This window comes from Kineosporia rhizophila (assembly GCF_021277265.1).
Classification (GTDB): Bacteria; Actinomycetota; Actinomycetes; order Actinomycetales; family Kineosporiaceae; genus Kineosporia; species Kineosporia rhizophila.
In genome coordinates this window covers 40,161-63,378 of sequence record NZ_JAJSOH010000037.1, presented here as the reverse complement: position 1 = coordinate 63,378, position 23,218 = coordinate 40,161, and the positions used below count along the sequence as shown (strand labels likewise).

Sequence of the window (23,218 nt, the reverse complement as noted above, 5' to 3'; positions counted from 1 at the left end):
CGGTCAGCCGGGTCAGTCGGGCCTGGCCGACGGCGAGTGGCACCTGATGCACCCGGCCACCCCGCTGCTGCGGTCCTGGCAGGTGATCGCCGTGGTGCTGGTCTTCGTGGTGCAGAGCTTCGGCAACGACCTGATCGCGGGCGAGGCGAACTTCGAGCAGCCGCACGTGGCCGGGCGCTGGCTGCTCGGCGGCGGGGCGGTGCTGCTGGCGATCGTCCTGATCGGCGTGGGGCTGGCCTTCGCCTCGTGGCGGGCCACCCGGTTCCGGGTGCTCGACGAGGCGCTGGAACTGCACACCGGCATCCTGTTCCGGCAGCAGCGCCGGGCCCGGCTGGACCGGATGCAGGCGGTCGACGTGGTGCAGCCGTTCCTGGCCCGGCTGCTCGGCCTGGCCCGGATCACCGTGGAGGTGGCCGGGGGCAAGGAGTCCAACGTCGCGCTGTCGTTCCTGCGTGAGGACGACGCCCGGGCGCTGCGCAATCACCTGCTGGCCTCGGCCGCCGGGGTGCGGTACGAGGGGCCCGACGCGCCGGAGGCGCCGGAGCGTTCCACGCTCGAGGTGCCGGTCGGCCGGCTGATCCTGTCGCTGCTGGTCAGTACCCCGGCGATCAGCTTCGTGGGCGGGGTGCTGGTGCTCGCGGTGATCAGTCTGGTGATCGGCCACCCGGGCCCTCTGGCCGGCTCGTTCGCGCCGCTGCTGGGCGCCGCGGGGGTGCTGTGGAACCGGTTCTCCAACGGGTTCGGCTTCCGCATCTCAGACTCGCCGGACGGGCTGCGGCTGCGCTACGGCCTGCTGGAGCAGCGCACCCAGACGGTGCCGCCGGGCCGGGTGCAGGCCGTGCGGCTGAGCCAGGGGCTGCTCTGGCGTCGGCTGGGCTGGTGGACGGTGCACGTCAACATCGCCGGATACGGCGGCGACGACAACGATTCCGAGTCCGGCAGCACGCTCCTGCCGGTCGGGCCCAAGGTCGAGGCGGTCGGCGTGCTCGCGCTGGTGCTGCCCGACCTGGGGGTCGAGCCGGGCGAGAACCCGTGGGACGTGGTCGACGCCGGGCTGACCGGCACCGGGGCCAGCGCCGGGTTCCTCACCGCGCCCCGCCGGTCGCGCTGGGTGGACCCGATCTCCTGGGGGCGTTCCGGCGTGCGCGTCACCGACCAGGCGCTGCTGATCCGCAGCGGCCGGATCTACCGGCACCTCGACATCGTGCCCCACGCCCGCACCCAGAGCCTGGGCCTGACCCAGGGGCCGCTGCAGCGCCGGCTCGGGCTGGCCTCGTTCACCATGCACTCCACCGCCGGGCCGGTCAGCCCGGTCGCCTCGCACCTCGACCAGGCCCAGGCCTCGGAACTCATCGCGGTGCAGTCGATCCGGGCCGAGCAGGCGCGCAAGAAGTCCGGTCCGGAGCGCTGGATGGAGATCTCCGGGCACCTGAACCAGCCGGGTCCGGAGTACCAGGACCAGCCGGCTCCGGATCCGGTGCCCTTGGACCGGCCCGGCTCAGGGCACCTGGAGCAGCCAGGCGAAACCGCCTAGGCCGCCCGGGTCGAGCAGTTCGGGGTCGCTCACCCCGAGCGCGGCCAGAGCCCGCGCCTGAGTGGTCAGTTCAGCCACCGAGCCGCCGGCAGCCACGGAGTCGATGGCGACGTGGGCGGTGATGTCCATGGAACCGTCTGGGCGGGGCGGCACGGCGCGCCCGCCGCGAAAGCCGGTCAGGCTGCCCAGGGCCGGTCGGTCTGCCCGGGTGTGGGCGTAGTCCACGCAGAGGGCCGCCTTGGCCCCGGCTGAACAGGCTCGCTGAACGAGTCTGCGCCAGAAAAGGTCACGGTACCGGCCGACCTCGATGCGGTCGCCCTCTTCCAGGCCGTCCAGGGGCCACCACTGGTCGATCCAGAGCCGATCTTGAAGACGTCCGGGGCCACCAAGGCGCTCGCGTCCGGTTCGGGGGTCCACCAGAACGACAGACGCAGAACCACTTTCGTCCAGCTCGAGCACGCTCAGAGGTACCACGTCGAGCAGCTCCCAGGCCACCACCAGAGCGTCGGCGAGCGCCTCGTTCGGGAGCTCGCTCAGCCCGGCGGCCCAGTGCACCCGAGGGCTGAGGGATGCCGGGCGGGGCACCACGTCCACGCCCCAAAGTTCTTGTGAACCAACGCCGACCAATGAGGTGAGCAACTCGCCCCGGCCGGCACCGACGTCCACAATTCTTCGTGCCCCCACCGAGTCGGCGAGCCGCGAGACGGCCGCGGCCAGCTGCGCGGGAGCCGCGTGGGCGGCCGTGCGGAAGTGCCCGGCCGGACCTTCGGGGCGCAGGTAGAAGCCGCCCGGCCCGTAGAGCGCACCCTGCCAGGCTTCTTGCCAGGTCGGCAGCACGGCTACTCGGGGCGGCGCAGCACCAGGGCGACATCGGTGACCGCGAACAGGAACTTGCCCTCGGCGGCCAGCTGGGACAGTCCCTCGACCCAGGTGGTGGCCCGGTCGGCCAGCTGCGGGTCGTCCTTGGTGGCGGCCAGCACGCCCATCGCCACCTTCCAGCTCACCGAACCCCGGTCGAAGCGCCGGTGGCAGTCGGCCCAGGTGTCGGCGCTGACCAGCTCGAACTCCGAGCGGCCGGCCAGCCCGAGCAGCTTGCGGCCCATGAAACCGTCGGCGCGCTCGGCGAACCGGGGCACGGTGGAGACGAACCGGTCGACCAGCAGCCGGGTCAGCGCATCGTCGGCGCTGGCGAACAGGGCGGTGTCCCAGTCGCTGTGGGCCAGCACCAGCAGACCGCCCGGCCGCAGCACCCGGTAGCACTCGGCGAGGTGGGCCATCGGGTCGGACAGGTGCTCGGCCAGGTTCAGCGAGATCACCCGGTCGAGGCCCGCGTCGGCGAACGGCAGCGGCTCGTCGAGGTCGGCCAGCACCGAGCGCACCCGGGCGTCGTGCAGCACCTCGTCGTCCAGGTTGGAGGCCGCGTCGACGGCGTGCACCCGGCCCGGCTCGGCCCCGGTGGCGGCCTTCAGCAGGGCCCGGACGGTGCGGCCGGGGCCACTGGCCAGGTCGGCCACCTCCAGGCCCGGACGGTTGAGGTCGACCAGCTCGGCGATGCGTTCGTGACGTCCCACGATGCAACCCTACGCGGGGGACGGGGGACGCCGCCCTTGCAGCGGGGGACTCCGAGCGGGGGAAGGGCCTCTCAGCTGGTGGCCTGGACAAAGCCCTCCCGCCCGGGAAGACGAACGGGGCGGCGCAAACGTGAGGTGGGCGGCAGTGCGGGGGCGACAAAGCTCGTGCTCTCCGAGCCGCTCTCAACTTACGGCCCGGACAAAGCCCTCCCGCCCGGGAAGACGAACGAGGCGGCGCAAACGTGAGGTGCAGTGCAACCCAGGGGCCGCCGGTTACCCTGCCGAGGTGTCTGAAACCCATAACCCAGGCGAGCGTCCGGGGCGGCTCGGGGTCGGTGTGATCGGGGCCGGCCGGGTCGGTGCCGTGCTCGGATCCGCCCTGCGGGCCGCCGGTCATGCGGTGGTCGGGGTCAGCGCGGTGTCCGAGGCCAGCCGGGAGCGGGCCTCCGTGCTGCTGCCCGGCGTGCCGGTGCTGGACATCCCCGACGTGGTCGAGCGCTCCGAGCTGGTGCTGATCGCGATCCCCGACGACGCGCTGCCGGAACTGGTCTCCGGCCTGGCCGGCACCGGCGCCTGGCTGCCCGGTCAGCTGCTGGTGCACACCAGCGGGCGGTTCGGCTGGAAGGCGCTGGAACCGGCGGTCGGCCGGGGCGCGATCCCGCTGGCCCTGCACCCGGCGATGACCTTCACCGGCACCAGCCTGGACCTGAGCCGGCTGACCGACTGCTGCTTCGGGGTCAGCGCCCCGGGCCCGGTGCTGCCGATCGCCCAGGCCCTGGTGGTCGAGATGGGGGCCGAACCGGTGGTGATCGCCGAGGAGATGCGCGGTCTGTACCACGCGGCCCTCGCACACGGCTCGAACCACCTGATCACGCTGGTCGCCCAGGCCCTGGACCTGCTGCGCGGGGCCGGGGTGGACGACCCGGCCCGGCTGCTGGCCCCGCTGCTGTCGGCCTCGCTGGACAACTCGCTGCGGGCCGGCGACAACGCCCTGACCGGCCCGGTGGCCCGCGGCGACGCGGGCACCCTGGCCCAGCACCTGACCGCCATCCGGGCGACCGGTGAGCGGGGCGAGGGCACGCTCGAGACCTACCGGGCGATGGCCCGGGCCACCGCCGACCGGGCGCTGGCCTCGGGGCGGCTGCCGCTGCACAGCGCCGAGGCCCTGCTGGCCGCCCTGAACTCCGGCCCGAGGCCGGCCGGAGGCGGCGAGTAGGTTGAGCCCATGTCCACAGTTGTCGCTCGTACCCGGGACGAGCTGGCCGTAGCCCGCGAGAAGCTCACCGGCACGGTCGCCGTCGTGATGACGATGGGGGCCCTGCACTCCGGCCACGCCGAGCTGGTGCGTCAGGCGCGGGAGCGGGCCGACAGCGTGATCGTCACCGTCTTCCTCAACCCGCTGCAGTTCGGCCCAGGCGAGGACCTGGCCAAGTATCCGCGCACGTTCGACAGCGACCTCGAGCTGTGCGAGCGGGAGGGTGTGGACCTGGTGTTCAACCCCTCGCCGGACGTGATCTACCCGGGCGGCGACCCGGGCGTGCGGGTCTCGGCCGGGCAGCTCGGGGCCAAGCTCGAAGGCGCCTCCCGGCCCGGGCATTTCGACGGTGTGCTCACCGTGGTGGCCAAGCTGTTCCACCTGACCCGGCCGCAGCTGGCGTTCTTCGGGCAGAAGGACGCCCAGCAGCTGCTGCTGATCCGGCGGATGGCCAAGGACCTGGACTTCGGCTGCGAGATCGTCGCCGTGCCCACCGTGCGGGAGAGCGACGGCCTGGCCCTGAGCAGCCGCAACCGCTACCTCACGGAGCTGGACCGGGAGTGCGCCCTGGCGTTGTCCCGGGCCCTGCGGGCCGGGCAGGCGGTGCGGGCCCAGGGGCCGAGCGCGGTGCGCCGGGCCGCCCGGGACGTGCTGGTGGCCGAGCCCCTGGTGATCGTGGACTACCTGGTGCTGGTCGACCCGGTCGGTCTGGACGACGTGCCGGAGTACTTCCAGGGCGAGGCCGTGCTGCTGGTCGCGGCCAAGGTCGGCACCACCCGGCTGATCGACAACCTGCCCCTGGTGGTCGGGGGCCCGGCGTGAGCCCGAGACTGGCCACCCGGCTGGCCACCCCCCAGATCGGCTGGACCAGTCAGGCCGACGTGGTGGTGGTGGGCTCGGGGATCGCCGGGCTCACCGCCGCACTGCGGCTGCGACGTCGGGTGCCCCGCGTGCTTCTGGTGACCAAGACCGTCCTTGATTCCGGCTCCACCCGGTGGGCGCAGGGCGGGATCGCCGCGGCGCTGGCCCCGGAGGACTCGCCGGCCGAGCACCTCGACGACACCCTGGTCGCCGGGGTGGGGCTGTGCGACGAGGGTGCGGTGCGCGCCCTGGTCACCGAAGGCCCCTCCCGGGTGCGGGAACTGGTGGCTCTGGGGGCGAACTTCGACCTCACTCCGAGCGGCGAGATCGCGCTGACCCGCGAGGGCGGCCATCACCGCGACCGGATCGCGCACGCCGGTGGCGATGCGACCGGGGCGGAGATCTCGCGCGCGCTGATCGCTGCTCTGGAGGCGGTGCGCGACGACCCGGGCATCGAGGTGCTGGAGCAGGCCCTGGTGCTCGACGTGCTCACCAGCGCAAACGGAACTGCTTGCGGGGTAACGCTTCACGTCATCGGTGAAGGCAGTCGCGACGGAGTCGGGGCGGCGCTCGGCCGGGCGGTCGTGCTGGCCACCGGGGGCATCGGCCAGGTCTTCCAGTCGTCCACCAATCCGCGTGAGGCCACCGGCGACGGCATCGCGGCGGCTCTGCGGGCCGGGGCCGAGACCGCCGACCTGGAGTTCGTGCAGTTCCATCCGACCGTGCTCTGGCTGGGCCAGAACGCCCGGGGTCAGCAGCCGCTGATCTCCGAGGCGGTGCGCGGCGAAGGGGCCCAGCTGCTCGACGTCAACGGCCTGCGCTTCATGACCGGTGTGCACGAGATGGCCGAGCTGGCCCCGCGTGACGTGGTGGCCAAGGCGATCGTGCGGCAGATGGCCACCACCGGCACCTCGCACGTGTTCCTCGACGCCCGGCACCTCGGCCGCACCTTCTTGCGCCGGCGCTTCCCCACCATCGTGAACGCGCTCGCCGGGCACGGTTTCGACCCGGCGGAAGACCTGATCCCGGTGGCGCCCGCCCAGCACTACCACTCCGGCGGGATCCGGGTGAACGCCGACGGCCGTTCCAGCCTGCCCGGGTTGTACGCGGTGGGCGAGTGCTCGTGCACGGGTGTGCACGGGGCGAACCGGCTGGCCAGCAACTCGCTGCTGGAGGGTCTGGTGTTCGCCCACCGAATTGCGGACGACGTCAGCGCGCGGCTCGGGAGCGGGGAGCTGCCCCAGCTGGAGGCCGTGGACCGGCCGGGGCCGGCCGGCCTGCTCGCGGCCACCGCGCGGGTGAAGGCGCAGCGGGCCGCCTCTTCCGGACCCGGGGTCATCCGGACCGCCGAGGGGCTGGAGAAGGCGGCCGCGAGCCTGGCCCGGATCTCCGCCGCCGGTGGCACCGAGGTCCCGGTGGGCGTGGACAAGATCGACGTCACCCACGGCACCGCCGAGTGGGAGACCACCAACCTGCACACCGTCGCCACCGTGCTCACCCAGGTCGCCGCCCTCCGCGAGGAGACCCGCGGCGGGCACTACCGCGAGGACTTCCCGCAGCGCGACGACGCCGCCTGGCGCGGCCGGCTGATCGGCCGGCTGGACCCCGACGGTGAGCTCATCACCCGGTTCGAACCCCTGGAAGGCTGATCGTGGATCGCTGGCAGACCGAGACCCCCTGGCCCACCGGCACGATCGAGGCCCTGACGGCCGCCGGGCTGGACCCGGACCGGGTGCGCTCGGTGGTGCGCGACGCCCTGGCCGAGGACCTGGGCATCGGCGGTGCCGTCGTGCAGGTACCCGGGGCCGCTCCCGGGCACGACGTGACCAGCGAGTCCACGATCGGGGCCGAGGTGCCGGGCCGGGCCCACGTGGTCGCCCGCGCGGCCGGGGTGATCAGCGGGATGCCGCTGGTGCCGGTGGTTCTCGCCGAGGTCTCGGCCTGGACCGGGCTGCCGGCGGCCACCGCCGAACTGCGGGTCCCGGACGGCCGGGCCGTGGTCCGCGACGACGTGCTGGCCGTGCTGCACGGGCCGGTCCAGGTGCTGCTGATCGCCGAGCGCACCCTGCTCAACCTGGTCTGCCGTACCAGCGGCACGGCCACCCACACCCGGCGCTGGGTGGACGAGCTGGCCGGCACCGGGGCGCAGGTGCTGGACACCCGCAAGACCACGCCGGGGCTGCGGATGCTGGAGAAGTACGCGGTGCGCTGCGGCGGCGGCACGAACAAGCGGATGGGCCTGTACGACGTCGCGATGGTGAAGGACAACCACAAGATCGCGGCCGGCTCGGTGGCCGAGGCCTACCGCCTGGTGCGGCAGCGCTTCCCGGAGGTCGCGGTGCAGGTGGAGGTGACCACCACGGCCGAGGCGGTGGAGGCGGTGCAGATCGGCGCCCGGTTCCTGCTGATGGACAACATGTCGCCGGCCCTGCTGGCCGAGAGCGTGAAGGCGGCCCGGGCGACCACCGGCGAGCCGATCGAGATCGAGGCCACCGGTGGGCTCACCCTCGAGGTGGCGGCCGAGTACGCCCGCACCGGGGTCGACTACCTCTCGGTCGGCGGGCTGACCCACTCCTCACCGATCCTCGACCTGGCGATCGACCTGGTCGGCTGAGAACCGTTACACCGGCCGGGAACCGGTGCGGCACACCGCGGTGTGCCGCACCTCGCGGCTCAGGCCCGGTCGGCCAGCAGACGCTCGTAGTTGTTGCGCAGCCACTCGGCGATCTTGACCCGCTCGGTGAAGCGCGCCGTCGGGTCGGCCCGCAGCACCTCCTGGGTGGCCACCGCCTTGCCCAGCGCCTCGGTCAGCGAGGCCACGTCGGGCAGGCCGTCGCGGTCGCTGGTGTAGGAGAGGCTGCCGGCGTCCGGACGCTGCTGGGCGGCGTGGTTGGCGGCCGGCATGATCGCCTGGGTGCCCAGGTCGTAGCAGGCCTCCGGCCACACCGAGTGCGAGCCGAAGAAGGGCGGTACGAGTGCGGCGTCGAGGCCGAAGATGTTGTCCCAGAGCTGGGAGTCGGTCATCGGCCGGTGGGCCCGCAACGAACCGCCGGCGGCGCTGAGCAGCCGGTCGATCTCGCGCACGGTGGCCGGGTCGTAGCGGGTGGAGTCGGAGTCGAGCAGGTGGTCGTGGGCGAACGCCACCAGGCGCACCTCGGGTACCTGCCGGGCCGCCTCGGCCAGCGCGGCGACCACCTTGACCGGGTCGCTCGGCAGCCGCAGGCCGCCCAGGTGCACCCCGACCACGAACGGGCTGTTCTGGCCGCGGGCGGGGCGCTCGCGGCGCATCCGCACGAAGTCGACCGCGTGCGGGTGGGGCTGCACGTCGGCGCCCACCGACCAGCGCCGGGCGATCTCGTCGGCGGCCCCGGCGGTGAGCGTGATCACCTGGTCCGCGGCCGGGATCAGGGCGTCCAGCTGCTCGGCGTACCCGGCCTCGTCCAGGCCGGTCGGGTCGCTCAGGTGGTAGGCGGTGACCACCAGCGGGCGGCCGGACTCACGGGTGGCCCGGATCGCCGCCTGCACGTGCTCGGCGTTCATCCGGGGGGCCAGGGCGTGCACGTGGACGACCTGCATGTCGCCGAGATGGGCGGCCAGCCAGGCCGGGTCGAACGCGGCCGGGGGGCGCGGCGCGGACCCGGGCATCTGCACCGTCGGCCGGTGCACACCGTCGACACCCTCGGGGTGACCGAGGTGCCGGACGTAGACACCCCGCCCGGGGAGTGCCGCGATGCGGATGATCGTGCGACCCTCCCACTCGGGGGAGGCACGACGTCGTTTACGGGAGGGGGACACAGGCGCCTCTCGAGAGGTTCCGCTCAAGGAAACGGGTGAGGAACTCGCGCCTGTGCTGGACGAGGGGGCCACCATAACCTGATCATCTTCCTCTCATCGACCGGCGCGACCTCCGGCCGTGCAGGTCGGCCGCCGCTGCCGCTACTCGTTCGAGCCTGGCAGCTGTGATCGCTTTGCGCGCGCTGAAGCCTGATGCTGGGAGACCGGCGGTCGTCCGGCCGCCGCCTTCGAAAGGATCCTTCTTTGACCATCCGCGAGTTCGGGAACGACCTGCTGACAAGCCTTCTCGAGTTCACGCTGCAGTCCGTGCCGGGCAGTCTCGGCGTCGGCCTCAGTGTCGCGACGGACAGCCGGAACGAGGGCGGGACACCGAAGACCGTCGCGGCGATCGGAGTCGCCACGGAACTCGACCCGGCGCAGTGGCAACATGCCCACGGGCCGATCTGGGACGCCTTCCGCCGGGACGCCGTGGTCACCCGGCCGGACAGCGACGACGCCAAGCTCGGCCTGGGCGACCTGCCCGGCGTCGAGCCGAAGCTGCTCGAGCAGGTCCGGGGCGTGATCTTCGTCCCCGGCGAGTTCGGGTCCGACCTGCCCACCGTGTTCTCGGTCTACCTGGACCGGGTGCCGGACAGCCAGGTGCTGCGCGAGATCGACCGCTACGAGCCGCTGGTCACCCAGGCCCTGGCGGTGGTGGAGTACTGCGCGGGCGAGGAGCAGGTGGCCCAGCAGATGCTGCAGATGACCCAGTACCGCCGGGTCATCGAGCAGGCCAAGGGGCTCGTGATGGGGGCGATCGGCGCCGACGCCCCGGCCGCCTTCGCCGCCCTGGCCCGGGCCAGCCAGCACTTCAACATCCGGCTGCGCAACCTGGCGGTGGCCCTGGTCGAGCACGTCGGCGGTCAGGCGGCCGAGCACCCGGAGGACCCGGAACTGGTGGTCCGCCCCACCCCGGCCGAGCGCGAGACCGCGGCCCGGATCTGGGCGGCCCTGACCACCAGCGCGATCCTCGAGCAGTCCTGAGCGGCCGGGGTTGACGGCGGGGCGATCAGCGCCTAGGCAGCCGACTAGGATGACTCGTCGTGACCGAACAGCAGGCAGCCCACCCGGCAGACGCGCCCGTCCCGAACGGGGAGGACGTACCCGAGCAGATGCGTATCCGCGCGGAGAAGCGGGCGCGCATCCTGGCCGAGGGCAAGCCGGCGTACCCGGTCGAGGTCGAGCGCACGCACTCCCTGGCCGAGATCCGCACCGCGCACGCCGAGCTGGAGACCGGCGCCTCCAGCGGCGAGATCGTCTCGGTGGCGGGGCGGGTGATGCGCTTCCGCGACGCGGGCAAGCTCTGCTTCGCCGTGCTGCAGGACGGCGACGGCACCCAGCTGCAGGTGATGGTCACCGCCAACGGGGTCGGCGCCGAGGCGCTGGCCGCCTTCAAGGCCGACGTCGACCTGGGTGACTTCGTCACCGTGCACGGTGAGGTGATCTCGTCCAAGCGGGGTGAGCTCTCGGTGATGGCTGACCGCTGGGCGATGGCGGCCAAGGCGCTGCGCCCGCTCCCGGTGCTGCACAAGGAGATGTCCGAGGAGGCCCGGGTCCGGCAGCGCTACGTCGACCTGATCGTGCGCCCGGCCGCCCGCGACGTGGTGCGCACCCGTGCCGCCGTGGTCCGCTCGCTGCGCGAGACGTTCCACGGTCGCGACTTCGTCGAGGTCGAGACCCCGATGCTGCAGACCATCCACGGCGGGGCCGCGGCCCGGCCGTTCAAGACCCACATGAACGCCTTCGACCTCGAGCTGTTCCTGCGGATCGCCCCCGAGCTCTTCCTCAAGCGCGCGGTGGTCGGCGGGATCGACCGGGTCTTCGAGATCAACCGCAACTTCCGGAACGAGGGTGCCGACTCCACGCACTCGCCGGAGTTCGCGATGATCGAGGCCTACCAGGCCTACGGCAACTACGACTCGATGGCCGAGCTCACCCGCACCCTGGTGCAGGCGGCCGCCACCGCGGTGGCCGGCGGCACCACGGTGACCCTGGCCGACGGCACCGAGTACGACCTGGGCGGCGAGTGGCAGCAGATCACCATGTACGGCTCGCTGTCGCAGGCCGCCGGCCGGGAGATCACCGCGCAGACCGACCTGGCCGAACTCGTCGAGCTGGCCGCCAAGCACGACGTGAAGGTGGAGAGCTGGTACGGCCCGGGCAAGCTGGCCGAGGAGCTCTTCGAGGAACTGGTGGTGCCGGACCTGTACGCGCCGACCTTCGTGCGCGACTACCCGGAAGAGACCTCCACCCTGGTCGCCCCGCACCGCAGCACCCCCGGGGTCGCCGAGAAGTGGGACCTGTACGTGCGCTCGTTCGAGCTCGGCACCGGCTACTCGGAGCTGGTCGACCCGGTGGTGCAGCGTGAGCGCTTCGTGGCCCAGGCCAAGGTCGCCGCGGCCGGTGACGACGAGGCGATGCGCCTGGACGAGGACTTCCTGCGGGCGATGGAGCACGGCATGCCGCCCACCGGAGGCATGGGCATGGGCCTGGACCGCCTGTTGATGGCGGTCACCGGGCTCGGCATCCGGGAGACGATTCTGTTCCCGTTGGTCAAGCCGGAATAGCGGCCCGCAACCGCTGAAGTCGTAGGAGTCGACATGGACTACGTGGCCGCGATCTTTCCCTCGATCGGTGTTCTCTTCCTCTTCGTGATCGCGATCCGGGCGGTGTTTCAGGCCGACCGGCGTGAGCGCCTGGCCCAGGCCGCCGAGGACCGCCGGGCGGCGGCGGCCGAGAAAGCCGCGGGGCAAACGCATACCGCGCAATCGACCGGGCAATCGGCCGGCCCCGGTGAATCGCCGAAGCCGGCCGGTACACCGGGACAGCAATAACTGTCACCGGTTCGGCCGAACGGGTGACGCAACGCGCTACCCGTCGGCCGACTACCGGGGAAACTCAGAAAGTCCCGGAGCTGCGGAAGATCTGCTAAGCACCGGCTATTTGTGGTCATGCTGAGGTGTTGGCTTGACATGCTGGAATGTCGACTCCATCATTCCCATGAATGGGTTCGCCTGCCCGGGGTGGACTCCGGTGGCGTTTCTAGGAGTAATTGATGGCGCAGAAGGTGCAGGTCATTCTTGTTGACGACCTGGACGGGGGCGAGGCCGAGGAGTCGGTGTCGTTCTCGCTCGACGGGGTCAGCTATGAAATTGACCTCTCCGCAGCGAATGCGGAGGCATTGCGGGACGCGATCGCACCGTGGGTGGGGCACGCGCGCAAGGTCAGTGGCCGTACCACCCGGGCCGGAAGCCCGCGCGGGCGCCGTCCGGCCTCGTCCAAGGCGGATCTGGGCGACGTGCGGGCGTGGGCCCGGGAGAACGGCTACCAGGTGAGTGACCGGGGCCGGGTCTCGGCCGAGGTGATGGCCGCCTACGAGGGCGCGCACTGAGCCTTCCGCCGTCTCCGCCGCCGGTTACCGGCGGCGGAAATCAGGGGGGAACAGCAGCGCCACCTCCGTGGAAATCACGGTGAAGTTCGTGGACGGGCGCCGAACCGTGAAGGTTCGGCGCCCGTCGCCGTTTGCCGGGTCTTTTTTCCTCGGCCGGCCGGAGAAAAAGACGACCGCAGAATTTCGGCGTTTTCCCGAATTCACTGGTCGGCCCGAATGAAGGCCGGCCGGAAACTGTCGGACCCGGCCCGGACCTAAGCGGCACCCCGATCGGATCGTGTCTAACCGGTGCCGGAAGGTGGTGTGATGCGATCGACTCCCACCGCCGGGTAACCCCCCCCGACTTCATCACCGGCCGGAGCTCGTACTGACAACGTGGCCGGAGGAGTTTGTGTGATCGTTCCGGCGCTGCCTGTTGTTCTGCAAGGATTGCTTGTGCAGTGAACGGTGCAATCGTTGTGCTCATCCGGCATTGTCCGCTTCGTGTCCGGTGCCCTCGCGCGGGTGGTGAAAAGCCCGCCGAATTCCTGGCCGGGAGACGCCTGAGGGGGCCGGGGCCGAGTGGGTGATCCGGGGGCGCGCCGGAAGATCCCGGGTGGCACTCTGGACGGGCAGCCCGCGTAGAGGGGCTCCTCCGGCGCGTCGCGTCCGGCGCTCCCGGCCGGACATGGGCACGAAGACCGCAAAGCGCCGGAAGGGTGCCGGTTCTGTCCGCCGACAGCGAACATCGAAGTGCTGTGCCGCGAGCCTGGAACACGTAAGGTTCCAGCTCCGTTGGCCGATGCACGGGTGTCGGAACAGTCTCACTCTCAGAACGCAGGGTGTTTCTTTCCGTAGCCCCAGATAGCATCGATAAGGTCAGCGAGACCTCAGTCTCACCCCCACTGACCGCACGAGGAGCGCAGATGTTCGAGAGGTTCACCGACCGCGCCCGCCGTGTTGTTGTCCTGGCCCAGGAGGAGGCCAGGATGCTCAACCACAACTACATCGGTACCGAGCACATCCTGCTGGGGCTGATCCACGAGGGCGAGGGAGTCGCAGCCAAGGCGCTGGAGTCCCTCGGCATCTCGCTCGACGCTGTCCGCGAGCAGGTGCAGGAGATCATCGGTCAAGGACAGCAGGCCCCCTCCGGGCACATCCCGTTCACGCCCCGCGCCAAGAAGGTGCTGGAGCTGTCGCTGCGGGAAGCGCTGCAACTGGGCCACAACTACATCGGTACCGAGCACATCCTGCTCGGCCTCATCCGTGAGGGCGAGGGCGTCGCCGCCCAGGTGCTGGTCAAGCTCGGCGCCGACCTCAACCGCGTGCGCCAGCAGGTCATCCAGCTGCTGTCCGGCTACCAGGGCAAGGAGCCGGCCGCGGCCGGCGGCCCGGCCGAGGGCACGCCGTCCGGCTCGCTGGTGCTCGACCAGTTCGGCCGCAACCTGACGCAGGCCGCCCGCGAGGGCAAGCTCGACCCGGTCATCGGCCGGGAGAAGGAAATCGAGCGGGTCATGCAGGTGCTGTCGCGGCGCACCAAGAACAACCCGGTCCTGATCGGTGAGCCCGGGGTCGGTAAGACGGCGGTCGTCGAGGGCCTGTCCCAGGCGATCATCAAGGGCGAGGTGCCCGAGACGCTGAAGGACAAGCAGCTCTACACCCTCGACCTCGGCGCCCTGGTGGCCGGCTCGCGGTACCGCGGTGACTTCGAGGAGCGCCTGAAGAAGGTGCTCAAGGAGATCCGCACCCGCGGCGACATCATCCTGTTCATCGACGAGATCCACACCCTCGTCGGGGCGGGTGCCGCGGAGGGCGCGATCGACGCCGCCAGCATCCTGAAGCCGATGCTGGCCCGCGGTGAGCTGCAGACCATCGGCGCCACCACGCTCGACGAGTACCGCAAGCACATCGAGAAGGACGCCGCCCTGGAGCGCCGGTTCCAGCCGGTCCAGGTGCAGGAGCCCTCGCTGGCCCACGCCATCGAGATCCTCAAGGGGCTGCGCGACCGCTACGAGGCGCACCACCGGGTCTCCATCACCGACGCGGCCCTGGTCGCGGCGGCGACGCTGGCCGACCGGTACGTCAACGACCGGTTCCTGCCGGACAAGGCGATCGACCTGATCGACGAGGCCGGCGCCCGGTTGCGGATCCGCCGGATGACCGCTCCGCCGGACCTGCGCGAGTTCGACGAGAAGATCGCGCAGACCCGTCGCGACAAGGAGTCCGCGATCGACGCGCAGGACTTCGAGAAGGCGGCCTCGCTGCGCGACAGCGAGAAGAAGCTGCTGGCGGCGAAGGCCGAGCGGGAGAAGCAGTGGAAGGCCGGCGACATGGACGTGGTCGCCGAGGTCGACGAGGAACTGATCGCCGAGGTCCTGGCCACGGCGACCGGTATCCCGGTGTTCAAGCTCACCGAGGAGGAGACCTCGCGTCTGCTCCGGATGGAAGACGAGCTGCACAAGCGGATCATCGGCCAGACCGACGCGGTGCGGGCGCTCTCCCAGGCGATCCGCCGTACCCGGGCCGGCCTGAAGGACCCGAAGCGTCCCGGTGGCTCGTTCATCTTCGCCGGCCCGACCGGTGTGGGTAAGACCGAGCTGGCCAAGGCGCTCGCCGAGTTCCTGTTCGGCGACGAGGACTCGCTGATCCAGCTGGACATGTCCGAGTTCTCGGAGAAGCACACGGTCTCGCGGCTGTTCGGTTCGCCGCCCGGGTACGTGGGCTACGAAGAGGGTGGCCAGCTCACCGAGAAGGTGCGGCGCAAGCCGTTCTCGGTGGTGCTGTTCGACGAGGTCGAGAAGGCCCACCCGGACATCTTCAACTCGCTCCTGCAGATCCTGGAGGACGGTCGCCTGACCGACAGCCAGGGCCGCCAGGTGGACTTCAAGAACACTGTGATCATCATGACGACGAACCTGGGTACCCGGGACATCGCCAAGGGTGTGCAGTTGGGCTTCCAGTCCGGCAGCGACACGAAGACCAGCTACGAGCGGATGAAGGCGAAGGTCGCGGAGGAGCTCAAGCAGCACTTCCGCCCGGAGTTCCTCAACCGGGTCGACGACACCATCGTCTTCCCGCAGCTGTCGCAGGACGAGATCATCCAGATCGTCGACCTGATGATCGCCAAGGTGGACGAGCGTCTGAAGGACCGGGACATGGGCCTCGAGCTCACCCCGGCCGCGAAGATCGCTCTGGCCCACAAGGGCTACGACCCCGTGCTGGGCGCCCGGCCGCTGCGCCGCGCCATCCAGCGCGAGATCGAGGACACGCTGTCCGAGAAGATCCTCTACAACGAGCTCAAGGCGGGCCAGATCGTTCTGGTCGACGCTGAGGGGGAGCCGGCCACGGCGACCTTCAGCTTCCGCGGAGCCTCGAAGAGCGGGTCCATCCCGGAGCTGGCCGGAGCCACCGAGAAGGGCGCTCCGCCGGTCGCCGGCGAAGCGGCTTCCTGATCCGCAGCACTGTCACGGCGAAGGCCGGAACCCCGTGGGGGTTCCGGCCTTCGGCCGTTTGTGGTTTGAAGACGTGCTTGGGCACCGATGTAGGTGCGTTTCCTTCGTGGGTGCCCACAAACGTCCAAAAGCAGTGGGGTTCCCGACTCACCGCACGGGTGCCGGGCGTGGGAACATCGACGGGTGGCTGAGTTCCGTGTCCGGCGTGCCCGCACCACCGACGTCCCCACCATCGCGAGCCTGGTCTCCGGCTACGCCGACGAGCGCATCCTGCTGAACAAGGAGCGGGTCACCTACTACGAGGACGTCCAGGAGTTCCGCGTCGCGGTGGACGCCGACGACCAGGTGATCGGGTGCGGCGCAGTGCACGTGCTCTGGGAAGACCTGGCCGAGGTGCGCACGCTGGCGGTCTCGTCGAGCCGGCGCGGGGCCGGGGTCGGGCACGCGCTGCTCGACACGCTCATCGAGCAGGCCACCGAGCTGGGCGTCTCCCGGTTGTTCTGCCTGACCTTCGAGGTGAAGTTCTTCGAGCAGCACGGTTTTCGGGAGATCGAGGGGACGCCGGTGGCGCCCGAGGTCTATCTGGAACTGCTGCGCTCGCGGGACGAGGGCGTGGCCGAGTTCCTCGACCTGGCCCGGGTGAAGCCCAACACCCTGGGCAACTCCCGCATGCTGCGTGAGCTATAGCGTCAGGCGGCGCACCAGTTCGGCGACGTCCGGCTCCTGAAGGGTGAGGTTCCGCACCCGAGCCCGGGAGGCCACGTCGGCAAGCACTTTCGCCGTGGTGGTGTGCCCGGGAGTGATGCCCAGCCGCTGCCGCAGACCTCCGGCCTCGACCGCGATCAGCTGGGTGCCGGGAACGTCGTCCAGCGGGCCGGCCGGGGCCAGCAGGTCGACCACCAGAACCTTCTCCGCGCCCAGCAGTTCGGTCAGCGCAGGCACGTTGCCGTCGAACCCGATCCGGCCTTCCACCCCGACCAGCAGCCGGGGGCAGGTGGACTCGACGTCGGCCAGGTCGCTGGTGAGCAGCAGCAGGGTGCGGCCGTTCATCCGGTTCTCCTGGCGCAGCACCGAGCGGATGCGCTCCTTGCTCGCCGCGTCCATGCCGCGGGTCGGCTCGTCCAGGATCAGCAGTTCCGGATCGGGCAGCAGGGCGGCCACCAGCTCGGCGCGGCGGCGCTGAGCCACGGTCAGGTCGACCACCCGGGTCCGCAGCACCCGGGTCAGCTCGAGCCGTTCGGCCAGCAGACGGTGGCGCAGGGTGGCGGCCTGCTCGGCGAGGCCCAGATGGCGCGCGAGCAGGCCCAGCGCATCCTCGAGCGGGATGTCGGGCCACAGGTGCGAGTGCTCGTTCACGATGGCGCCGACCCGTCCGGCCGACTCCAGCCCGGCCTGCACCGGGTCGAGGCCGAGCAGGTGCACCGAGCCGAAGCCCGGCCGGGTCATCCCGGTGGCCAGCTTGGCCAGGCTGGTCTTGCCCGCTCCCTCAGGGAGCAGCAGACCTACCGCCTCACCAGGGGTGACGGTGAACGACAGGCTGTCGAACAGTTGCCGACGGCGACGCCGCCAGCCCGTGCGCAGGGTGAAGGCGACGTGGTCGAAGGCAACAGCAGGCTCGGCCTCGGCCGCCTGGGCAGGCCGCGGCTTCCCCCCGTCGTTCTGGACCACGCGTCGAGGTTAGCGAAGATTTAAGTCGTTCAGACGGCAGTCGTAACGTACGCCCCGTGTATCCCATGTGGGGGTTTTCACCTAATGCTGCTCAGGCAGGGAGTTGGTAGCGCTCGTCCGGCAGTGGTTCGACCAGTCCGTCCTCGATCAGTCCGGCCAGGCACCGCGAGCGCTGCCCGGGATCGCGCAGGGCGCTGTCGGGCACCTCGATGACCAGCTGAGGCTGCGACAGCGGCTCCTTGCTGTGCCGTAGGGCGGCCATCAGGGCGCCGCGGATCTGCCGGTCGGTGCCGGCCCAGGCCTGCCCCTTACGGGCCGGGCCGGTGTGCGGGGGTGAGCCGGCCAACCGCCAGGCGCACTGCGCCGAGACCGGGCAGGCGGCGCACTTGGGGGAGCGGGCGGTGCAGATCAGAGCGCCCAGTTCCATCACTGCCACCGCCCAGACGTGGGCCTTCTGCTCGGGCAGAAGTTCGGTGGCGAGCCGGGTCTCGGCGGCGGTGAGCGCGGGCGGCGGGTACTCGACCCCGGAGACGGTGCGGGCGAAGACCCGGCGCACGTTGGTGTCGAGCACGGCGTGGCGCTGGCCGAAGGCGAAGCTGGCCACTGCGGCGGCCGTGTACGAGCCGATGCCGGGCAGGGCCAGCAGTTCGGCGTGGTCGCTCGGCACGCTGCCGTTGTGGCGCTCGACGATGGCCTGGGCGGCCTGGTGCAGGCGCAGCGCCCGGCGGGGGTAGCCGAGCCGACCCCAGGCCCGGATCACGTCGGCCGGGGAGGCATCGGCCAGGTCGGCGGGGGTAGGCCAGCGTTCGGCCCACTCGCGCCAGATCGGCAGCACCCGGTTGACCGGGGTCTGCTGCAGCATGATCTCGCTGACCAGGATGAGCCAGGGCGAGCAGCCCGGCTCGCGCCAGGGCAATTCGCGGGCGTTGGCCTCGTACCAGTCGAGGATCGGCCGGTGGAGCGGGCTTTCGTCAGCGATTGAGGACGGGGTGGTGCGGTCACGGGGACCCGCACCTCGGGTGGTGGCGGAGGTGCCGGGACCGCGTCGGTGACCAGACCCGTCTCTAGTTCGTGTCGGGCTCAGATGTACCGCTCCAGGATGCTGGACTCGGCCAGGCGCGAGAGGCCCTCGCGCACCGCGCGGGCCCGCTGGTCGCCGACGCCCTCGACGAGCATCAGGTCGTCGAGGTTGGCGGCCAGGAGTTTCTGCAGGTCGCCGAAGTGGTCGACCAGGCGCTCGACGATCGCGCCGGGCAGCCGGGGGACCTTGGTGAGCAGGCGGTAGCCCTTGGGGCTGACCGAGGCGTCGAGCGCGTCGTTGCCCTGCACGAAGCCCAGGACCCGGGCCACCAGACCGAGGTCGACCAGGTCGTTGGAGGCGATCTCGGCCAGGGCGGTGACCACCTCGGGCATCGAGCGCTCCCGCCGGGTGGCGTCGAGGTAGTCGCGGATGACCAGGTCGCGGTCGGGGCCGACCCCGCCGATCAGCTCGTCGAGCTGGAGCGAGAGCAGCCGGCCGTCGGTACCGAGTTCGACCACGTAGTGCTGGATCTCGTCGGAGATGCGGCGGACCATCTCCAGGCGCTGGATCACGATCGACACGTCGCGGACGGTGACCAGATCCTCGATCTCGAGGGCGGAGAGGGTGCTGGTGACCTCGTCGAGCCGGGCCTTGTAGCGCTCCAGCGTGGCCAGGGCCTGGTTGGCCTTGGCCAGGATCGCGTCGGAACCCTCGAGCACGTAACGCCGGCCGGCCACGTAGAGCGCGATGATCCGCATCGACTGGCTGACCGAGACCACCGGGTAGCCGGTCTGCTTGGCCACCCGCTCGGCGGTGCGGTGGCGGGTGCCGGACTCGTCGGTCTGGATGGTCGGGTCGGGCACCAGCTGCACGGCCGCCCGCAGGATGTGCGAGCCGTCCTCGTCGGTGACGATCGCGCCGTCCATCTTGGCCAGCTCGCGCAGCCGGGTGGCGGAGAAGCCGACGTTGAGGTGGAAGCCGCCGGTGCAGATGCTCTCGACCACCGGGTCGTGACCGAGCACGATCAGCGCGCCGGTGCGGCCCCGCAGGATGCGCTCCAGACCGTCGCGCAGCGTGGTGCCCGGGGCCACGGCGGCAAGGGTGTACCGCAGCAGCTCTTCGGGAGTGCGCTCGGCGACCACGGGAGCAAGTCTATCGGGATGCACTGACGGCCGGGCGCGAAGGCCGGGCGGGCCGCCGGCCGAGTGTCCCCTGGCCTGCGGTCGAGGCGTTTCCCGGCCGGGGCCGGGCAAGACTGTCGGTGGGGCCGCGTAGGTTCTGGGGCGTGAGCACATCTGATGCGCGGCGTGGTTCGGCAGGGCGCAGCAAGCGGTCCGGGCGCGACAACCCCGGCTACCGCTGCGCCGAGTGCGGGTGGCAGACGGCGAAGTGGGCCGGGCGCTGCGGCGAGTGCCAGGCCTGGGGCACCGTGATGGAGGCCGCCAGCGCGGCGCCCGCCGGGGTCACCAAGGCCCGCGCGGTGGGGGTCAAGGCCCAGCCGATCGCCGAGGTGGCGGCCGACAACGCCCAGACCTGGTCCACCGGTGTCGAAGAGCTCGACCGGGTGCTGGGCGGGGGCATCGTCAGCGGGGCGGTGGTGCTGCTGGCCGGCGAGCCCGGGGTGGGCAAGTCCACCCTGCTGCTCGACGTGGCCTCCAAGGCCGCGCAGCAGACCCGCACGGTGCTCTACGTCACCGGTGAGGAGTCGGCCAGCCAGGTCCGGCTGCGGGCCGAGCGCATCGGCGCCCTGCGGCCGCGGCTGCTGCTCACCGCCGAGACCGACCTGTCCACCGTGCTCGGCCACGTGGAAGACGTGCAGCCCGACCTGCTGGTGGTCGACTCGGTGCAGACCATCGCCAGCGATGCGGTGGAGAGCTCGGCCGGCAGCGTCTCGCAGGTGCGTGAGGTGGCGGCCTCGCTGATCCGGGTGGCCAAGGAGCGGGGCATGGCCACGCTGCTGGTCGGGCACGTCACGAAAGACGGCTCGATCGCCGGGCCCCGGGTGCTCGAGCACCTGGTCGACGTGGTCTGCCAGTTCGAGGGCGACCGGCACTCCCGGCTGCGCCTGGTCCGCGCGGTGAAGAACCGCTACGGCCCGACCGACGAGGTGGGCTGCTTCGACCTGTCCGAGGTGGGCATCGTCGGCCTCACCGACCCCAGCGGCCTGTTCGTGTCCCAGCACGCCCAGCCGGTGCCCGGCACCTGTGTCACCGTCACCCTCGAGGGCCGCCGCCCCCTGGTCAGCGAGGTGCAGGCCTTGGTCGCCCCGACCGCCGGCAGCAACCCCCGCCGGGCCACCTCCGGCCTCGACAACAGCCGCGTCTCGATGATCCTGGCCGTGCTCGAGCGCCGGGCCGGGGCCCGCCTGGCCAACAACGACGTCTACGTCTCCACCGTCGGTGGCGTCCGTATCGCCGAGCCATCCTGCGACCTTGCGGTCGCGCTCGCCGTGGCCGGCGCCGCCATCGACCGCCCTCTAGCCCCCGGCACCATCGCCGTCGGCGAGGTCGGCCTGGCCGGTGAGGTCCGCCCGGTGGCCGGCGTCGGCCGCCGCCTCGCCGAGGCCGCCCGCCTCGGCTTCACCTCGGCCTTCGTCCCCGTCGGCACCCGCGACGCGGCGCCGGCTCCCGAGGGGATGGTGGTCTACGAGGTGCCTGACGTGCTCACCGCCCTGAGCCGCGCCACCTTCCCGCTGGTCGGCAGCCGGGGGGAGCGGGGGTAGGCGGGAGGTGCTGCTGGTCCATCGGCGGGGCGGCTACGTGTAGACAAAACTTGCCATAGCAAGACTTTGTTTACACGTAGTGCACCCGTGCCCGTCGAACCCGCGCCTGCTTCAGGGGGATCAGCGCGCAGGCGACTCAGCGGCTGAGCACCAGGCCCTCGGGTGCGCGCCACCAGAGCAGGTTCACCGCGTAGTCCACCGACGAGCCGGGGTGAGAGGCGAGGATGCGGTCGGCGTGCTCGCGGCTGAACTCGATGCGCACCACGGCCTCGAAGTCCGCGCGGGTCGCCATCTCCCAGCGGATGTCGAGGCTCTGGCGGGACCAGCCCTGGCGGGCCCAGAAGGCCTCCACCGCGGCCGGGTCGTAGGTGGGCAGCCAGCGGCGGAACCAGGCGCCGAAGGTAGAGCGGGTGGCGTCGTTGTCGATGACGAAGGCCACCCCGCCGGGCCGCAGCACCCGGCGGATCTCGGTCAGGCCGGGTTCACAGCCCGGGCCGAAGAAGTAGGCCCAGCGGGCGTGCACCACATCCACCGAACGGTCGGCCACCGGGAGCTTCTGGGCCGTTCCGGTGCGCACGTCGATCCGGGCGCGCAACTCCTCCGGGGTCGGGCCCGGGGCCGAAGCTGACGCCGAGACCGAGCCTGGCACCGGCACTGACCCCGGCAGCGGCGTCGAAGCCGCGGCCGATGCTGGAGCTGAACCTGACGCAGACGCCGAGCCTGGTGCCGATCTCAGCGCGGCCACCCGCCGCCGGGCCAGTTCGACCAGGGGCGGGTGCGGCTCCACCCCGATCACCGCCGCCGCCTCGGCCGCGAACCGGGGCAGGTGAAAGCCTGTGCCGCAGCCGATGTCGAGCACCGTGGCGCCGGACCAGTCCTGGATCGAGCGCATCGCCGACTCGATCACCCCGTCCGGGTCGACCGCACGGTTCTCGACCTCGTAGACCCCCGGGTGCCGCCAGATGTTGGGGCTGGGGACGACCTCGGCCATCTTCGGTTCAGTGGCCGTGCGGGGCGCGGGTGGTGGCCGGGTGCACGGTGAGCGGGATCAACTTGCGGGCGCCGGTGATCTGGTCGCAGTGCTGGGCCAGCACGTCGTAGGCGGCCTGGCCCATCAGCTCCACCAGTTCCGGGCGCAGGCTGCGGTACACCGGCTTGCTGCCCACGTGGGCCTGCGGGTTGCCGGTGCAGTACCAGTCCAGGTCGTGACCGCCGGCCCCCCAGCCGCGGCGGTCGTACTCGCTGATCGTGACCTCGAGATAGCTGGTGCCGTCGGGGCGCTCGACGGTGCGGTACGAACGCCGGATCGGAAGCTGCCAGCAGACGTCCGGTTTCAGCTCCAGCGGCTCGCGGTCCTGGGCCCAGGCCAGCTTGTGCAGCGAACACCCGTCGCCCGCGGCGAAACCGGGCCGGTTCAGGAAGATGCAGGCCCCCTCGAACACCCGGGTCTTGCGCTGGCCGTCCGGGTCGACCTCGACCCAGCCGTCCCGGGTGCCCTCCTCGGCGAACTGCCAGAGGGTCGCGTCGAGGCCCTTGACCGCCTCGGTGACCCGTTCCTCGTCCTCCTCGTCGGCGAAGTGCGCGCCCAGCGTGCAGCATCCGTCGCTGGGCCGGTCGGCGTAGATGCCGGCGCACCCGCTGCCGTAGACGCACGTCCAGTTCGAGGTGAGCCAAGTGAGGTCGCAGCGGAAGACCTGGTCGGGCTGGTCGTCGTCCTCGACCGGACCGTCCTCGTCGTCCTCCTCCTCGTCCTCGACGACGTCCTCGAGCAGCGCGTCGACCAGCTCCTCGAGGTGGTCGTCGTCGTCGAGGTTCTCGGGGTCCTCGACGATCTCGGCGGGCTCGGGGTCGGGGAACTCCAGCCAGAGCCGGGCCGGGTCGAGGCCGATTTCCGGCGCGGGGGGATGGGGCATGGCCGACAATGTAAGCC

At 71.5% G+C, this 23,218-nt stretch carries 20 protein-coding genes; 12 read left to right on the top strand and 8 right to left on the bottom strand.

The window, feature by feature from the left end; all coding sequences use genetic code 11:
* Positions 1–1,534, top strand: a 1,534-nt coding sequence (locus tag LWF15_RS32045) for a PH domain-containing protein (protein WP_232814730.1), incomplete at its 5' end; no start/stop codon positions are given.
* Here LWF15_RS32045 and LWF15_RS32040 read toward each other — a convergent pair.
* Entirely contained in the window at positions 1,499–2,371 is an 873-nt protein-coding gene (locus LWF15_RS32040; protein ID WP_232814729.1) for an SAM-dependent methyltransferase, read from the bottom strand. The genes LWF15_RS32045 and LWF15_RS32040 overlap by 36 nt on opposite strands.
* Before the next feature lie 2 nt (positions 2,372–2,373).
* A complete protein-coding gene (locus tag LWF15_RS32035) occupies positions 2,374–3,105 on the bottom strand; it encodes a methyltransferase domain-containing protein (protein WP_232814728.1) in 732 nt (243 codons plus the stop codon).
* A gap of 286 nt (positions 3,106–3,391) precedes the next feature.
* Between LWF15_RS32035 and LWF15_RS32030 the strand changes: the two genes are divergently transcribed.
* From LWF15_RS32030 to nadC, 4 genes are read left to right on the top strand one after another with little or no spacing between them, the layout of a single operon-like run.
* Complete coding sequence (locus LWF15_RS32030; RefSeq protein ID WP_232814727.1) at positions 3,392–4,321, top strand: Rossmann-like and DUF2520 domain-containing protein; 930 nt, start codon at positions 3,392–3,394, stop codon at positions 4,319–4,321.
* 9 nt (positions 4,322–4,330) lie between these two features.
* On the top strand, positions 4,331–5,182 hold the full coding sequence (gene panC, locus LWF15_RS32025; protein ID WP_232814726.1) for a pantoate--beta-alanine ligase: 852 nt from the start codon (positions 4,331–4,333) through the stop codon (positions 5,180–5,182).
* On the top strand, positions 5,179–6,870 hold the full coding sequence (locus LWF15_RS32020; RefSeq protein WP_232814725.1) for an L-aspartate oxidase: 1,692 nt from the start codon (positions 5,179–5,181) through the stop codon (positions 6,868–6,870). Before panC ends, LWF15_RS32020 begins: the two co-directional genes overlap by 4 nt.
* A 53-nt stretch (positions 6,871–6,923) precedes the next feature.
* Positions 6,924–7,835, top strand: coding sequence for a carboxylating nicotinate-nucleotide diphosphorylase (nadC, locus tag LWF15_RS32015; RefSeq protein WP_408624451.1), 912 nt, complete (start codon positions 6,924–6,926; stop codon positions 7,833–7,835).
* 59 nt (positions 7,836–7,894) lie between these two features.
* Here nadC and LWF15_RS32010 read toward each other — a convergent pair whose 3' ends face one another.
* Positions 7,895–9,016 (bottom strand): glycosyltransferase family protein, encoded by a 1,122-nt coding sequence (locus tag LWF15_RS32010; RefSeq protein ID WP_232814723.1) that lies wholly within the window; start codon positions 9,014–9,016, stop codon positions 7,895–7,897.
* Positions 9,017–9,259: 243 nt separating this feature from the next.
* Between LWF15_RS32010 and LWF15_RS32005 the strand changes: the two genes are divergently transcribed.
* From LWF15_RS32005 to LWF15_RS31980, 6 genes are all read left to right on the top strand, one after another.
* Entirely contained in the window at positions 9,260–10,039 is a 780-nt protein-coding gene (locus tag LWF15_RS32005) for an ANTAR domain-containing protein (RefSeq protein WP_232814722.1), read from the top strand.
* Between the two features lie 59 nt (positions 10,040–10,098).
* Positions 10,099–11,622 (top strand): lysine--tRNA ligase, encoded by a 1,524-nt coding sequence (lysS, locus tag LWF15_RS32000; RefSeq protein ID WP_232814721.1) that lies wholly within the window; start codon positions 10,099–10,101, stop codon positions 11,620–11,622.
* Between the two features lie 33 nt (positions 11,623–11,655).
* Positions 11,656–11,889, top strand: a complete 234-nt coding sequence (locus LWF15_RS31995) for a hypothetical protein (RefSeq protein ID WP_232814720.1) — start codon at positions 11,656–11,658, stop codon at positions 11,887–11,889.
* Positions 11,890–12,110: 221 nt separating this feature from the next.
* Positions 12,111–12,446 (top strand): histone-like nucleoid-structuring protein Lsr2, encoded by a 336-nt coding sequence (locus LWF15_RS31990; RefSeq protein WP_232814719.1) that lies wholly within the window; start codon positions 12,111–12,113, stop codon positions 12,444–12,446.
* Positions 12,447–13,351: 905 nt separating this feature from the next.
* On the top strand, positions 13,352–15,877 hold the full coding sequence (locus tag LWF15_RS31985; protein ID WP_232814718.1) for an ATP-dependent Clp protease ATP-binding subunit: 2,526 nt from the start codon (positions 13,352–13,354) through the stop codon (positions 15,875–15,877).
* 183 nt (positions 15,878–16,060) lie between these two features.
* Positions 16,061–16,564 carry an amino-acid N-acetyltransferase gene (locus LWF15_RS31980; protein WP_232814717.1) on the top strand — a complete coding sequence of 168 codons (504 nt, stop codon included), beginning with the start codon at positions 16,061–16,063 and terminating at the stop codon, positions 16,562–16,564.
* Here LWF15_RS31980 and LWF15_RS31975 read toward each other — a convergent pair.
* From LWF15_RS31975 to disA, 3 genes are all read right to left on the bottom strand, one after another.
* Positions 16,559–17,545, bottom strand: a complete 987-nt coding sequence (locus tag LWF15_RS31975; protein WP_232814716.1) for an ATP-binding cassette domain-containing protein — start codon at positions 17,543–17,545, stop codon at positions 16,559–16,561. The two genes, LWF15_RS31980 and LWF15_RS31975, sit on opposite strands and share 6 nt — an antisense overlap.
* Positions 17,546–17,636: 91 nt before the next feature.
* Positions 17,637–18,461, bottom strand: a complete 825-nt coding sequence (locus tag LWF15_RS31970; RefSeq protein WP_232814715.1) for an HhH-GPD family protein — start codon at positions 18,459–18,461, stop codon at positions 17,637–17,639.
* A 164-nt stretch (positions 18,462–18,625) separates the two neighbouring features.
* Entirely contained in the window at positions 18,626–19,861 is a 1,236-nt protein-coding gene (gene disA / locus LWF15_RS31965) for a DNA integrity scanning diadenylate cyclase DisA (RefSeq protein ID WP_408624439.1), read from the bottom strand.
* Here disA and radA point away from each other — a divergent pair.
* Positions 19,852–21,288, top strand: a complete 1,437-nt coding sequence (gene radA / locus LWF15_RS31960; RefSeq protein WP_232814713.1) for a DNA repair protein RadA — start codon at positions 19,852–19,854, stop codon at positions 21,286–21,288. The two genes, disA and radA, sit on opposite strands and share 10 nt — an antisense overlap.
* 136 nt (positions 21,289–21,424) lie before the next feature.
* On the opposite strand, the gene LWF15_RS31955 is transcribed toward radA, so the two are convergent.
* Both LWF15_RS31955 and LWF15_RS31950 read right to left on the bottom strand, forming a co-directional pair.
* On the bottom strand, positions 21,425–22,279 hold the full coding sequence (locus tag LWF15_RS31955; RefSeq protein WP_232814712.1) for a class I SAM-dependent methyltransferase: 855 nt from the start codon (positions 22,277–22,279) through the stop codon (positions 21,425–21,427).
* A gap of 7 nt (positions 22,280–22,286) precedes the next feature.
* Positions 22,287–23,201 (bottom strand): hypothetical protein, encoded by a 915-nt coding sequence (locus tag LWF15_RS31950; RefSeq protein WP_232814711.1) that lies wholly within the window; start codon positions 23,199–23,201, stop codon positions 22,287–22,289.
* Between the last annotated feature and the right edge of the window lie 17 nt (positions 23,202–23,218).

Coding starts and splice junctions, on each gene's coding strand:
- panC (WP_232814726.1), top strand. CDS start 4,331: ATGTCCACAGTTGTCGCTCGTACCCGGGACGAGCTGGCCGTAGCCCGC.
- LWF15_RS31995 (WP_232814720.1), top strand. CDS start 11,656: ATGGACTACGTGGCCGCGATCTTTCCCTCGATCGGTGTTCTCTTCCTC.
- LWF15_RS31990 (WP_232814719.1), top strand. CDS start 12,111: ATGGCGCAGAAGGTGCAGGTCATTCTTGTTGACGACCTGGACGGGGGC.
- LWF15_RS31985 (WP_232814718.1), top strand. CDS start 13,352: ATGTTCGAGAGGTTCACCGACCGCGCCCGCCGTGTTGTTGTCCTGGCC.
- disA (WP_408624439.1), bottom strand. CDS start 19,861: ATGTGCTCACGCCCCAGAACCTACGCGGCCCCACCGACAGTCTTGCCC.
- LWF15_RS31955 (WP_232814712.1), bottom strand. CDS start 22,279: ATGGCCGAGGTCGTCCCCAGCCCCAACATCTGGCGGCACCCGGGGGTC.
- LWF15_RS31950 (WP_232814711.1), bottom strand. CDS start 23,201: ATGCCCCATCCCCCCGCGCCGGAAATCGGCCTCGACCCGGCCCGGCTC.